General features: G+C 43.2%; 11 protein-coding genes. 7 read left to right on the top strand and 4 right to left on the bottom strand.

Translation table 11 applies throughout. The features are described 5' to 3' along the window. Window positions 1-60 precede the first annotated feature (60 nt). Both ppc and argE read right to left on the bottom strand, forming a co-directional pair. The gene (gene ppc / locus BDD30_RS11570) at window positions 61-2,697 is read right to left on the bottom strand and encodes a phosphoenolpyruvate carboxylase (protein ID WP_015836305.1); all 2,637 of its coding nucleotides are present in this window, start codon (window positions 2,695-2,697) and stop codon (window positions 61-63) included. Window positions 2,698-2,982: 285 nt separating this feature from the next. Further along, window positions 2,983-4,140 carry an acetylornithine deacetylase gene (gene argE, locus BDD30_RS11565; RefSeq protein ID WP_015836304.1) on the bottom strand — a complete coding sequence of 386 codons (1,158 nt, stop codon included), beginning with the start codon at window positions 4,138-4,140 and terminating at the stop codon, window positions 2,983-2,985. A gap of 102 nt (window positions 4,141-4,242) precedes the next feature. Between argE and argC the strand changes: the two genes are divergently transcribed. The 5 genes from argC (at window position 4,243) to oxyR (ending at window position 9,915) form a co-directional block, all read left to right on the top strand. Beyond that, complete coding sequence (gene argC / locus BDD30_RS11560; protein ID WP_015836303.1) at window positions 4,243-5,247, top strand: N-acetyl-gamma-glutamyl-phosphate reductase; 1,005 nt, start codon at window positions 4,243-4,245, stop codon at window positions 5,245-5,247. A 25-nt stretch (window positions 5,248-5,272) separates the two neighbouring features. Next, the gene (gene argB, locus BDD30_RS11555) at window positions 5,273-6,046 is read left to right on the top strand and encodes an acetylglutamate kinase (protein ID WP_015836302.1); all 774 of its coding nucleotides are present in this window, start codon (window positions 5,273-5,275) and stop codon (window positions 6,044-6,046) included. Window positions 6,047-6,113: 67 nt separating this feature from the next. Continuing rightward, window positions 6,114-7,328 carry an argininosuccinate synthase gene (locus BDD30_RS11550; protein ID WP_041382588.1) on the top strand — a complete coding sequence of 405 codons (1,215 nt, stop codon included), beginning with the start codon at window positions 6,114-6,116 and terminating at the stop codon, window positions 7,326-7,328. A gap of 150 nt (window positions 7,329-7,478) precedes the next feature. After that, entirely contained in the window at window positions 7,479-8,858 is a 1,380-nt protein-coding gene (argH, locus tag BDD30_RS11545; RefSeq protein ID WP_015836300.1) for an argininosuccinate lyase, read from the top strand. A 151-nt stretch (window positions 8,859-9,009) separates the two neighbouring features. Continuing rightward, a complete protein-coding gene (oxyR, locus tag BDD30_RS11540) occupies window positions 9,010-9,915 on the top strand; it encodes a DNA-binding transcriptional regulator OxyR (protein ID WP_015836299.1) in 906 nt (301 codons plus the stop codon). On the opposite strand, the gene sthA is transcribed toward oxyR, so the two are convergent. After that, window positions 9,907-11,304 carry a Si-specific NAD(P)(+) transhydrogenase gene (gene sthA / locus BDD30_RS11535; protein WP_015836298.1) on the bottom strand — a complete coding sequence of 466 codons (1,398 nt, stop codon included), beginning with the start codon at window positions 11,302-11,304 and terminating at the stop codon, window positions 9,907-9,909. The two genes, oxyR and sthA, sit on opposite strands and share 9 nt — an antisense overlap. Before the next feature lie 190 nt (window positions 11,305-11,494). On the opposite strand from sthA, the gene fabR reads away from it, so the two are divergent. Continuing rightward, a complete protein-coding gene (fabR, locus tag BDD30_RS11530; protein ID WP_167319326.1) occupies window positions 11,495-12,130 on the top strand; it encodes an HTH-type transcriptional repressor FabR in 636 nt (211 codons plus the stop codon). A gap of 23 nt (window positions 12,131-12,153) precedes the next feature. Continuing rightward, a complete protein-coding gene (locus BDD30_RS11525) occupies window positions 12,154-12,525 on the top strand; it encodes a YijD family membrane protein (protein WP_015836296.1) in 372 nt (123 codons plus the stop codon). Between the two features lie 63 nt (window positions 12,526-12,588). On the opposite strand, the gene trmA is transcribed toward BDD30_RS11525, so the two are convergent. Then, window positions 12,589-13,689, bottom strand: a complete 1,101-nt coding sequence (gene trmA, locus BDD30_RS11520; protein WP_015836295.1) for a tRNA (uridine(54)-C5)-methyltransferase TrmA — start codon at window positions 13,687-13,689, stop codon at window positions 12,589-12,591. Window positions 13,690-13,746: the final 57 nt, after the last annotated feature.

The raw sequence follows: 13,746 nt of genomic DNA, 5'->3' as shown, positions 1-13,746 counted from the left end.
CAGTACTGTGCTCAATAATGTTACTACCGTTGCGCGGAGATTGTCTCCTGCGTACAGCAACTAACCTGTATTTCGCATTCCGGCTGCTATACCGGCAATGGTTACCATCAATGCTTGTTCAACTTGTGGATCAGGATATTGTTGTTGACGAGAGCGTAGCAGTAGTTCTGCCTGTAAGACGTTTAATGGATCAGTGTAAACATTACGTAGGGCAATAGATTCTGCAATCCACGGTAAATCTGCCATCAGGTGCTCATCTTTGGAAATGGCTAATACCGTCTTGATATCCGCAGAAAGTTGTTTACGCAATTTTTGGCCTAATGGCCACAGGCTCTTATCTACCAGACGATGATCGTAATATTTTGCCAACCATAAATCAGCTTTAGCGAAGACCATTTCTAGCATACCTATACGAGTTGTAAAGAAAGGCCAATTACGGCACATTTCAGCCAGTACATCCTGTTTACCATCATTCACCACTTTTTGTAGCGCAGCGCCTGCTCCTAGCCAGGCTGGTAACATCAAGCGGTTCTGTGTCCAGGCGAAAATCCACGGGATAGCGCGTAGACTTTCTACCCCTCCTGTCGGGCGGCGTTTGGCAGGGCGAGAGCCCAAAGGTAGTTTAGCTAATTCCTGTTCAGGTGTTGCAGCACGGAAATAAGGCACAAAATCGGGTTGTTCACGCACATAATCACGATACATTTTGCAGGAAACATCAGACAGGGTATCCATCACCTGATGCCATTCCGGTTTTGGTTCCGGAGGTGGCAGTAAGTTTGCTTCCAGAATGGCACTGGCATACAACGCTAAGCTACTGATAGTGACTTGTGGTAGACCGAATTTAAAACGGATCATTTCACCTTGTTCGGTTACACGTAGGCCACCTTTCAGGCTTCCCGGTGGTTGGGAAAGCAGCGCTGCATGTGCTGGTGCGCCGCCGCGGCCAATGGTACCGCCACGACCGTGGAATAAAGTCAGTGCGACGCCTTCTGTTTCACAGACTTTGATCAAGGCATCTTGTGCCCGGTATTGCGCCCATGCGGCAGCCATGACTCCGGCATCTTTTGCTGAGTCAGAATAGCCAATCATCACCATCTGCTTATCCTGAATCAGGGCGCGATACCACTTAATATTCATCAATTGCTGAATGACATTGTCGGCATTATTCAGGTCATCTAGGGTTTCGAACAGTGGGGCAACGGGTAAGGTGAATGGGCAACTGGCTTCTTTCAGTAGCAAGTGAACGGCTAATACATCAGAAGGTGCCTTGGCCATTGAAATAACGTAAGCCGCAATAGCATCTTGTGGTGATTCTGCAATCACTTTACAGGTTGCGAAAACTTCTTGCGTTTCAGCGCTTGGTTGCCAGTTATGTGGGATCAGCGGACGTTTGGAATGCAGTTCATACAGCAGGAAAGCCTGTTTCTTTTCTTCTGACCAACTTGCGTAGTCACCTAATTCCAGGTATTGGGTTAGTTCGGAAATGGCCGTTGTATGGCGGGTGCTTTCCTGACGTACATCAATCCGTACTAGTGATAGGCCGAAACAGCGGATGCGACGCAGGATATCTAATAATTGACCATTGGCGATGATTTCCATCCCGCAGATTTTCAGTGATTGGTAACAGGCGTAAAGCGGTTGCCAGAGCTGTTCATTATCTAACAGCAAGTCAGTTGGAGGTAGAACTTGTTCGCCTTTCAGTCGTTTCTCTAAATATGCCAGTGTATTGTTAAGTTGTACTCGCAGTTTTTTGGCAATTTCCCGGTAAGGTTCCAGAATTTCATCTCCACCCGCCAGTTTGCGAACTTCGGGTGTACACTCAGACATAGATAACTCGGAAACCAGAACCTGAATATCCTTAAGGAACAGATCGGCTGCTTTCCAGCGGCTAAGTAGTAACACATGGCGAGTCACTTCAGCCGTTACATTTGGATTACCGTCGCGGTCGCCACCCATCCAGGAAGTAAAACGGATAGGTACTGCTTCGACCGGCAGGCTGTAATCAATTGATTCTTCCAGTTGTTCGTTGAATTCGCGTAGGAATGCTGGCACACCGTCCCATAAGCTGTTTTCCACCATTGCGAAGCCCCATTTAGCTTCATCAATTGGAGTAGGACGAATTTTACGGATTTCATCAGTATGCCATGACTGGGCAACTAACTGACGTAGACGACGCATAATGTTGTTATGTTCGTAATCCGCCAGATCATCGTGGTCTAATTGCGACAGACAGGTGTTAACTGCGACTAGTTTGTGGATTAATGTACGACGCGCGATTTCAGTTGGGTGAGCGGTGAGAACCAGTTCAATAGATAGTTCATTTACCGCTTTTTTTAGGTCGTTGTTACTGAAATTTTTTTCTTTTAAGTGGGTGAATAATTTCGCTAACGCAACGGGGTTGCTGGCAGCTTCACCATGTGGGGAGATGCTGTGATACTGTTCTGCGACGTTTGTTAGGTTGAGAAATTGATTGAAAGCGCGGGCAACTGGCAACAGTTCATCATTAGATAGGTTTTGTAATGTGGATAGTAGTTGCTGGCGGTGTGCTTCATTGCCTGCGCGGGATGATTTGGATAATTTGCGGATAGTCTCGACTTTATCGAGAATTTCTTCCCCTAACGCTTCTTTGATGGTGTCTCCAAGCAGCTTACCTAGCATGCTGACATTACTACGCATTGCGGAATATTGTTGGTTCATGTGACTCCTGGCCTTTATTGCTGGCAGAATGTTGATTCTGTTCCTGTAGGAAAATTTTATCTAAGGGGCGAAAAGTTATTTTTTTGTAGCACCATAGTGTTGCATTCACCCTAATCCCTCATATTCATATCAGAAAATGATCAGTTTGGGAGAAATTTCTAAAATTTAATGGTTGGTTATATTTTATAAGTATTACTTATGTGCCAGAGCACTTGGGAAAGGCGCTTTTATTGTTTGTTTTGATGTTTAAGTCCCTCTGATTTTTAGAGGGACATGTTGAAACAATTAATTATTGTTTAGACAAAAATGATTGATTAATTGAGCAATTATCTTTCTGGTAGGTTCAATAAATGACATATCAATAAATTCATTTGGTTGATGTGCCTGCTCAATAGAACCTGGGCCAAGGACCAACGTTGGACATAATTCCTGAATGAATGGCGCTTCGGTACAGTAATTCACTACTTCAGCTTTACGGCCTAGCAATTTTTCTATTACATCAACCATCTTATGGTCTGTTGGGCATTCATAACCAGGAATTGGGGGATGTAATTCATTGATAGTCAGACGACTAGGCCAACGTTGTTTCACGGGTTCCAGGGCTTCATTTAATAGTCCGTTCAGATCTTGTAATGTCAGCCCCGGCAATGGGCGAATATCCATATGCAATTCACAATGTGCGCAAATACGGTTTACCGCATCACCTCCATGAATATAGCCGAAGTTCATTGTGGGATATGGAATAGCAAACGCTGGGTTGTTGTAACGTTCTTTGAGTGTATTGCGTAATTCAATCAGATGACCAATAGATTCATGCATCAAATCAATGGCGTTTATCCCACGGCCTGGATCACTGGAGTGTCCTGATTGGCCGATAATGCGGATAGCGTTCGATAAATGCCCTTTGTGTGCACAGATAGGCTGCAATGATGTTGGCTCGCCGATAATAGCGAAATCTGGCCGGATAGTTGCGCTTGCGGCAAAATAACGAGCACCAGCCATTGTCGTTTCTTCATCTGCGGTAGCCAGAATGTATAGTGGACGGGTCATCTTACTGACATCAATATCCCGCAAGGCATCAATGATAAAAGCGAAGAAGCTTTTCATATCTGCCGTACCCAAACCGTATAGTTTGTCATCACGTTCTGTCAGGGTGAAAGGATCTTTAGTCCAGAGTCCCTCGTCAAAAGGTACGGTATCAGTGTGCCCACACAGCAATAATCCACCTGGGCCACTCCCCAGAGTCGCTAGTAAATTATATTTTCCGCGCGCTTCGGGTACGGGTTGTATCTCAATCTCGAAACCAATTTCCTTTAACCAACTTGCCAGGAGATTGATTAAAGACTCATTACTCTGATCAATGCTTTCATCGCTAGCACTGATAGATGGAGTAGCGATTATTTGCCGAAATAGCTCAATAAATGGAGGTAATTTCATATTCACTGTTGACAGCCTTTATCCATGATAGTATCAATATTAATGCATTTTTTTTGAATAAAAATCCATTATGACATTTAAATACTGAGCACAAGGTGAAGATATCCTATGTTGAATACGCTGGTTGTTGGTGCAAGTGGTTATACCGGAGCAGAGCTGGCAGCATATCTGCATCGTCACCCGTATACAAATCTGATTGGACTGATGGTTTCTGCTCAAAGTGTTGATGCAGGTAAATTCTTCTCAGATTTACATCCACAATATAAAGGCATCATTGATCTGCTATTGCAACCGCTGACTGACATTACTGATGTTGCTAAAGGGGTTGATGTGGTTTTCCTTGCCACTGCCCATGAAGTCAGTCATGACATTGCGCCAGCATTTTTGGCAGCTGGTTGCATAGTGTTCGATCTCTCTGGTGCTTATCGCGTACAAAATGCTCAGATTTATCAACAATACTACGGATTTAAACATAAGCATACTGAATGGTTAGAACAAGCTGTATATGGACTTGCTGAATGGCAGGCTGAAAAAGTCAAACAGGCGCAGTTGATTGCTGTTCCGGGGTGCTATCCAACGGTTTCTCAACTCTCCTTGAAGCCACTGCTGGAAAATAGCTTGCTAGATACTAGTCACTGGCCAGTAATTAATGCTACGAGTGGCGTAAGTGGAGCAGGCCGGAAAGCTACCATGACTAATAGTTTCTGTGAGGTCAGTTTACAACCTTATGGGATATTTACTCATCGTCATCAACCGGAGATTGAGGAGCATTTGGGCATCAGAGTGATTTTTACTCCACATCTTGGGAATTTCGTGCGGGGTATTCTTGCCACAATTACCTGTAAATTAAAGCCAGGTGTTACTGAAGGACAGATTAATGAAGTTTATCAGAAAGCATATAAAGATAAGCCATTGGTGCGGCTCTACAGCAAAGGGATTCCAGTGCTGAAATCGGTTGTTGGATTGCCGTTCTGTGATATCGGTTTTGTTGTACAGGGTGATCACCTGATTATTGTGGGTACAGAGGATAATCTCTTAAAAGGTGCAGCAGCTCAGGCGGTTCAGTGTATGAATATACGTTTTGGGTTTGAAGAAACTCAGGCATTACTTTAATTCTTGACGTGAAGGAGTAAAGCAGATGGAACCGTTAGTCATAAAGTTAGGTGGCGTGTTACTGGATAATGAAGAAGCACTGGAGCGTGTGTTTACGGCATTACAGGAGTATCGGAAAACACACAAACGTCAGTTGGTTATTGTTCATGGCGGTGGTTATTTGGTAGATGAACTGATGCAGAAGTTGCAACTACCAGTAGTGAAGGATCAAGGATTACGGGTGACACCGGTTGATCAGATTGGAATTATCACTGGCGCGCTGGCAGGTACAGCCAATAAAACTTTGCTGTCGTGGGCGACTAAGTATCAGTTGGCATCAGTTGGATTATATCTAGGCGATGGTAATGTTGCGACAGTTTCCCGGCTGAGTGAAGAGCTGGGGCACGTGGGGAAAGCGATGCCAGGTGATGCTAACTTGCTGAAAATTCTGTTGGATGCTGGTTACATACCGATTATCAGTTCGATTGGAGTGACGAATGAAGGGGAACTGATGAATGTGAATGCAGATCAAGCGGCAACGGCGATAGCTCAGACGCTGGGGGCTGATCTGGTATTGCTATCTGATGTTAGCGGTATTTTGGATGGTAAGGGGCAGAAAATCCCTGACATGAATGCTCAGAAAGCTGAACAACTTATCATACAGGGCATCATTACTGACGGCATGATTGTGAAGGTGAATGCCGCTCTGGATGCAGCCAGAACATTAGGCCGCCCAGTAGATATCGCCAGTTGGCGTCATGCGGACCAGTTGACTGCTTTATTTAATGGTATTCCCGTCGGTACTCGTATTCTGGCTTAAATCAGTTTGATTAATTTTTAGTAAGGCTTTGTTGATAAACAACAAAGGAATTTTAAAGGGTAACTTCATGCATACTAAAGATATTAAAAAAATAGTTCTCGCATACTCTGGCGGCCTAGATACTTCTGCCATTATTCCTTGGCTGAAAGAGCATTATGACAACTGCGAAGTTGTCGCTTTTGTCGCAGATGTGGGCCAAAGCCGTGAAGATTTGGAGGGGGTGGAGCAGAAAGCTCTGCTCTCTGGAGCATCGGCATGCCATGTTGTAGATCTACGAGAGGAGTTCATCAAAGATTATGTTTATCCGGTACTGAAAACCGGTGCGTTGTATGAAGGTAGCTATTTACTGGGAACTTCAATGGCAAGACCAATTATTGCTAAAGCACAAGTTGAGCTGGCGTTGAAAGTGGGAGCAGATGCACTTGCTCATGGTGCAACAGGTAAGGGTAACGATCAGGTTCGGTTTGAAAGCACTTATACTGCATTAGCCCCCCAATTGAAAGTGGTAGCACCGTGGAGAGAGTGGGATTTACGTTCCCGCGAAGCGCTGTTGGATTACCTGAAAGAGCGAGATATTCCAACTACAGCAACACTTGAGAAGATCTACAGCCGTGATGAGAACGCATGGCATATTTCTACAGAAGGTGGAGTACTGGAAAGTACTTGGAATGCATCTAATAAAGATTGCTGGGTATGGACCGCAGAGCTAGAAGAAGCGCCAAATGAAGCTGAACTGGTAAACGTGACTATTGAGAAAGGCGAAGTTGTTAAGGTTAATGGTAAAGCGTTGTCTCCATATCAATGTCTTGAACAGCTGAATATTTTAGGTGCAAAGCATGGTATCGGTCGGATCGATATCGTGGAAAACCGTTTGGTAGGTATGAAATCTCGTGGTTGTTATGAAACTCCAGGAGGAACCATCATGATGGCTGCATTACGTGGTGTCGAACAACTGGTTCTAGACCGCGATAGCTTTAAATGGCGTCAGCAACTTGGATTGGAAATGTCTTATGTCGTTTATGACGGACGTTGGTTTGCACCGTTGCGTCAGTCTATTCAAGCGGCCGCTGAGGTTTTGGCAGCAGATGTTAGTGGTGAAGTGGTCCTGAAACTTTATAAAGGTCAGGTGACGGCGATCCAGAAGAAATCAGCAAACAGCCTTTATTCTGAGGAATTTGCAACGTTTGGTGAAGATGAGGTCTATGATCACGGCCATGCTGAAGGGTTTATTCGCCTATATGCTCTCCCTTCACGTATTCGGGCATTAAATAGTAAGAAATAATTTCATCGTCCGGGGTAATGGGGACAAGGCCAGATCATGAATCTATCCTTGGATTGACTTTTCTGGCCTATTATTTCCACACTGTGAATGAAATTGTGGTTTATAGAAAGTCAATAATCGCTCAGACATCAGATAATCAGGAACGAAAATATGGCACTTTGGGGTGGACGTTTCAGTCGGGAAGCAGATCAACAGTTCAAACAGTTTAATGATTCATTACGCTTTGATTACCGACTAGCTGAACAGGATATTACGGGATCAGTTGCATGGTCAAAAGCGTTGGTGACAGTTGATGTACTGACTGCTGAGGAACAACAAAAACTGGAACTGGCATTAAATGAACTACTGAACGAAGTTCAAGCTAATCCACGAGCCATCCTGCAAAGTGATGCAGAAGATATTCATAGTTGGGTGGAAGGGCAGTTGATCAGCAAAGTCGGTGATTTGGCTAAAAAGCTCCATACTGGCCGTAGCCGTAATGATCAGGTGGCGACAGATCTTAAACTTTGGTGTAAAAAGCAAATTACACTTATTCATCAAGCAATTGTGGAATTACAGCAGGCATTGGTGATTACCGCAGAGAATAATCAAGATGTGGTGATGCCGGGTTATACCCATCTGCAAAGAGCGCAGCCTGTCACATTTGCTCACTGGTGCTTGGCTTATACAGAAATGTTAGCCCGTGATGAAAGCCGGTTACAGGATGCATTAAAGCGACTGGATATTAGCCCGCTTGGATGCGGTGCATTGGCAGGAACTGCGTATGATATTGACCGTGAACAACTGGCATTATGGTTAGGTTTTGCTGCTGCGACCCGTAATAGTCTGGATAGCGTTTCAGATCGTGACTATGTATTGGAATTGTTATCTGATGCTAGTATTAGCATGATCCATCTTTCTCGTTTTGCTGAGGACCTGATTTTCTTTAACAGTGGTGAAGCAGGGTTTATTGAGCTGTCCGATCGGGTAACTTCCGGTTCTTCTCTGATGCCACAGAAGAAAAACCCAGACGCATTGGAGTTAATTCGCGGGAAATGTGGTCGGGTTCAAGGTGCATTGACTGGGATGATGATGACTCTGAAAGGTCTACCACTTGCCTATAATAAAGATATGCAGGAGGATAAAGAGGGATTGTTCGATGCACTGGACACTTGGTTGGATTGTTTGCATATGACAGCGCTGGTGTTGGATGGAATTCAGGTAAAGCATTCACGTTGTGAAGACGCGGCTAAACAAGGCTATGCCAACGCAACTGAGCTGGCTGATTATCTGGTTGTAAAGGGTGTTCCATTCCGTGAAGCTCACCATATTGTCGGGGAAATCGTGGTTGTGGCACTTGCTCAGGGTAAGGCACTGGAAGAGCTGCCATTAGCAGAATTGCAGAAATTTAGCAGTACGATTACTGAAGATGTATACGATATTTTGTCTCTACAATCTTGTCTGGATAAGCGCCTTGCTAAAGGTGGTGTATCACAAAAGCAGGTCATGAGAGCAATTGCGGATGCTAAGCAGAGACTGAAACTAGGCTAATGATAATAGCAGGAGGTATGAATATATCTCCTGTAAAATAAATAAGATCTTTATATAAATTTCTAAGGATTATCTGATAGTTATTCCCTCACATTGATATAATTATCTATTGGTAGTTTCTATCATTTATATTGAATATGTTGAGGTGTGAATGAATATCCGCGATCTGGAATATCTTGTGGCTCTTGCGGAGCACCGGCACTTTCGCCATGCTGCTGATTCTTGCCACGTTAGCCAACCTACTTTAAGCGGTCAAATTCGTAAACTTGAGGATGAGCTGGGTGTAATGCTATTGGAACGTACCAGCCGTAAGGTTTTGTTCACTCAGCAAGGGATGTTATTAGTGGAACAGGCCAGAACGGTTCTCCGTGAGGTCAGGATTTTACAGGAGATGGCGTCACTTCAAGGGGAAAATATGGCTGGGCCTCTGCATATCGGCTTGATCCCAACAGTTGGCCCATATCTATTACCTCATATTATTCCCGAGCTTCATGGTTTGTTCCCTAAGCTGGAAATGTATCTGCATGAAGCCCAGACGCAAAGTCTGTTAGCTCAGTTAGATAGTGGTAAATTGGATTGTGCGATTCTGGCGATGGTTAAGGAGACGGGAGCTTTCATTGAAGTACCGTTGTTTGAAGAGCCGATGAAACTGGCAATCTTTGATAACCATCCTTGGGCGGGCCGAGAAAAAGTTGCCATGCATGAATTGGCTGGTGAGAAATTGTTAATGCTGGAAGATGGCCATTGCTTGCGTGAGCAGGCAATGGGTTTCTGTTTTCAGGCTGGAGCGAAAGAAGATACACATTTTCGTGCAACCAGCTTGGAAACTCTACGTAATATGGTTGCTGCCGGTAGTGGAATAACGTTATTGCCTGACTTAGCTGTTCCACAGGAGAGAAAACGTGATGGCGTCTGTTATCTGGAATGCAGCAGCCCTGAACCTAAACGGTCTGTCATTTTGATTTATCGTCCTGGTTCACCTCTGCGTAGTCGCTATGAGCGATTGGCAGAGGCGATTAGAGCAAAAATGAGTGCTTATTATGGGCAATCAAAATAGTCGGTTCAGGCCATTTAGGGCCGCTACGCGATAAGCTTCAGCCATGGTTGGATAATTGAAAGTAGTATTGACGAAATATTCGATAGTATTACTTTCACCTTTCTGTTCCATAATAGCCTGACCAATGTGAATGATTTCAGCAGCGCGTTCCCCAAAGCAGTGAATTCCAAGAATCTCTTTTGTTTCTCTGTGAAACAAGATTTTCAAACTTCCTACATTCATTCCTGCAATTTGGGCGCGCGCGAGATGCTTAAATTGTGCGCGTCCAACTTCATAAGGTATTTTCATTGCAGTTAATTGTTGTTCTGTTTTTCCCACAGAGCTGATTTCAGGAATGGTATAGATACCTGTTGGAATATCTTCAATTAGATGAGCTTCAGCGCTTCCTTTGGTCATCGCTTGAGCGGCAATTCGGCCCTGATCATAAGCCGCGGATGCCAAGCTTGGGTAACCGATAACATCTCCTACGGCATAGATATTTTCGTTGTTGGTTTGATAGATCTTATTGACCTTTAATAAACCGCGGTTATCTGGTTCCAGACCAACATTTTTCAGCCCTAAAGTATCGGTATTGCCTGTTCGACCGTTGGCATAAAGTAGACAGTCAGCTTTGACTTTTTTACCGGATTTGAGGTGAACAATAACACCATCATCAACACCTTCAATTTTGGAATATTCTTCATTGTGACGGATCACAATACCGCTATTCCAGAAATGGTAGGAAAGTGCATCTGACATCTCCTGATCAAGAAAAGCCAGTAAGTGGTCACGAGTATTGATCAAATCAACTTTCACACCTAATCCTCGGAAAATTGAGGCGTATTCACAACCAATCACCCCGGCACCGTAAATGATGACATGCCGTGGTTCGTGATCCAGTTTCAAAATTGAATCGCTGTTATAAATACGTGAATGTGTGAAATCAACATCTGGTGGGCAGTAGGGGCGGGAACCGGTTGCGATAATAATCTTGTCTGCACTTAAGATATCGTAGTTACCATCGGCATAGCACACACTTACCCGGTGTTCATCAATAAAAGTGGCTTCCCCGGAAAACATACGACACCCATTGCGTTCGTAAAATCCTTGGCGCATTTTAGTTTGCTGATTAATGACAATTTCAGCACGGCGTAAGATTTCAGCAAATGAAGAACGCAGAATACGGGAGTTATCACTGTATAGAGGGTTTTGGTTAAATTCTATAATACGGCTGACGGCATGGCGAAGGGCTTTAGATGGGATAGTACCCCAGTGAGTACAACCACCACCGACATTATTGTAACGTTCGATAACAGCAACGTTTTTACCCTGTTTCACCAGTCCCATTGCCGCTCCTTCTCCACCAGGGCCGGAGCCAATAACAATGGCGTCAAAATGAATATGTTGCATAGAGGAAAGACCTGTTTTTACACAAAATTACAACGCTATATTAACATTGGTTGACTTAATAACCCAAACGCCATAAGGATTTTGTGTCACAGTTTAATGATGAAACAGATCAGTATCAGTGACATGATAAGAGCATCATCATAAAATTTAGTTATATTCAGATAGAGAATTCAGGATTCGTGTGAGTAACATTACTGGCGTCAGAGCGAAACAGAAAGAAAAAACCCGTCGTTCACTGATTGAGGCTGCATTTAGCCAACTGAGTGCTGAAAGGAGTTTTACTAGCCTTAGCTTGCGTGAGGTTGCCCGTGAAGCAGGTATTGCTCCAACTTCATTTTATCGTCATTTCCGTGATGTTGATGAATTAGGACTTACTATGGTTGATGAAAGTGGCTTGATGCTACGTCAGTTAATGAGGCAAGCCCGACAACGTATTGCTAAAGGCGGCAGTGTCATCCGTACATCTGTTTCAACTTTTATGGAATTTATTGGTAATAATCCAAATGCATTCCGATTACTATTACGTGAACGCTCAGGTACCTCTGCTGAATTCCGTGCTGCTGTAGCACGAGAAATCCAACATTTTATTGCTGAACTGGCAGACTATTTAGAGCAAGAAAGTCATATGCCGAGACATTTTACTGAAGTGCAGGCAGAGGCAATGGTAACAATAGTATTCAGTGCAGGTGCAGAAGCACTGGATATTGATTTGGAGAAAAGACAGCGTTTGGAAGAACGTTTAGTCTTGCAACTACGGATGATTGCTAAAGGTGCATATTATTGGTATCGCAGAGAAATGAACTCACCGAACCCTAAACTTAAATAACTATGAAGAAGGAGAACGAAATGATGGAACAATACCGCCAGGACAAAAGTACATTGTTACTTGCTTTTATTGTCGGATTAGCAACTAATGGAACGTTTTCAGCAGTTTTTAGCTCAGTTGTTTCTTTTTCAGTTTTCCCACTGATAACTCTGGTTTTATCTATTTACTGTCTCCATCAGCGCTATTTGAATTACTCAATGTCAGATGGAATGCCTAAGCTGGTTGTCGCCTGCTTCCTGTTAGGATTATTTAGTTATAGTGCGATTATTAGGGTTGAATATCCTGAAATTGGTTCTAATTTTTTACCTGCGGTAATTGGTACCGTATTGGTGTTCTGGATTTATAGAAAAATAAGAATCCGTAAAAATCAGACAATTGTAGAAGGTTGCGATTAGTTGGTCAAAAACGCTGCAAAGGTAAATATTTGCGGCGTTTTTGTTTTATATAGTAGCCGAATATTAACTTAATTTTTCCAGCAGTACGCCACATTCCATATGATGTGTGTAAGGGAACTGGTCAAATAGAGCCAATCGACTGATTTTATGCGTTTGGGTTAATGTTTCTAGATTGTGGCAAAGAGTTTCCGGGTTACAGGAAATATAAAGAATTCGCGGATATGCTTGGACCATTTTAACCGTTTTTTCATCAAGGCCGCTACGTGGTGGATCGACAAAAATGGTTTCACATTGATAGCTTTTCAAATCGATGTTCTGAAGGCGATTAAATTCACGCTCTCCATTCATTGCCTGAGTAAACTCTTCAGCTGACATTCGGATAATTTGCACATTATCAATGTTGTTAGCGGTGATATTATATTGAGCGGCAGCAACAGATGGCTTGGCAATTTCTGTTGCCAGTACCTTTTCAAAATTCTGAGCTAATGCCAGAGAGAAATTTCCATTACCGCAGTAAAGCTCAAGTAAATCGCCTTTTGAACCTTTGGTAATATCAATCGCCCATTCGAGCATATGAATATTGACGCTGGCATTTGGCTGAGTGAAACTGTTTTCCACTTGGCGATAGATCATTTCTCGGCCTGCAACAGATAAAACTTCATCAATGTAATCATGATCTAACATGATTTTAGTTTTAGCTGCTCTGCCAATGAGTTCAACATCAAACCCTTTATTTCTTAATTCATTACGCAGTTTTAATGCTTGTTGTGTCCATTCATCCCCCAATTTTTTGTGATACAGTAGAGAAACGAGGATTTTATTACTGCAAGTGGATAGATAATCAATCTGAAATAGCTTATGGCGTAGGGTTTGTTCAGATCTAATGGAGTCAATTAATCCTTCCATCATTTTGTTGATTAAGTTACTAGCAACAGGAAATTGATTAATACGAACACGCTGTTTTGTTTGTTGATCAAACATAATATGGTACAAATCATCCTGCTCATGCCAAATACGAAATTCTGCACGCATTCTGTAATGAGATACTGGTGAACGGAAAACCTCTGGCTCCGGGGTTTGGAAAGATGCCATCATGCTTTTTAAGCGGCTTACTTTCTCTGTAAGTTGTTGTTCATAACTTTCCGTTGGCAGGGGATTTTGCATTATGTTTGTTCTCTTATATTGGTAGTAAGAAAAATTTTCGTGCGAAATTGTAGGGAA

It is taken from the genome of Photorhabdus asymbiotica (genome assembly GCF_003634575.1).
In the GTDB taxonomy this organism is placed as follows: Bacteria; Pseudomonadota; Gammaproteobacteria; order Enterobacterales; family Enterobacteriaceae; genus Photorhabdus; species Photorhabdus asymbiotica.
Note: the sequence above shows the minus strand (reverse complement) of the source record. Positions and strands in the feature narration are given on the sequence as shown.